Below are 483 nucleotides of genomic sequence, written 5' to 3'. Positions count from 1 at the left end.
CGATTCACCCTCTCCTGTGAGGTGAAGATCGGCCAACTCCGGAGGGAGCTGGAGGAGATACTGCTCCTTACTGATCTTGTCAGCCTTCTTCTTATGCGAAGTTTCGGCATTCTCCTGAAGATTGGAGTTATCCTTGGACTCAAACCCTCTGCCGACATCGATCAGGTGCGCATCAAAAACAGGAGTTCCGACCCGTGTGCAGACGTTCCGGTAGTCGACCAGCCCCTCTTCGAGGAGGGTCATGTTCATGATCTCACGGATAAGAGGGCCTGAGAGAAAGGTGAGTCCAAGCTTTTTTATTCTGTTTTCAACTTCAAGTGCAATCCGCTCGGCGAGCTCGCGCTCCGCCCCTTCCCTCCCATAAAAGGTCTGGACAAGCCGTGTCTCCTGAAGGATTTGGTTCTCGATTTTTGTCCGGTCCCAGTCCATCATGTGGCCAAACGAGGTCCTGACCTTCGGCATAGCGTGCCGCAATTCTCAGCG

1 pseudogene is annotated in these 483 nt (G+C 53.4%); it reads right to left on the bottom strand.

Annotated features, from left to right (window positions below):
* A pseudogene (locus tag RJ53_RS11520) lies at positions 1-462 on the bottom strand (anaerobic ribonucleoside-triphosphate reductase); the annotation flags it as partial.
* Between the last annotated feature and the right edge of the window lie 21 nt (positions 463-483).

This window comes from Methanocalculus chunghsingensis, from assembly GCF_018132105.1.
In the GTDB taxonomy this organism is placed as follows: Archaea; Halobacteriota; Methanomicrobia; order Methanomicrobiales; family Methanocorpusculaceae; genus Methanocalculus; species Methanocalculus chunghsingensis.
The sequence above is the reverse complement of the archived record's forward strand: the minus strand, read 5'-3'. Positions and strand labels throughout refer to the sequence as shown.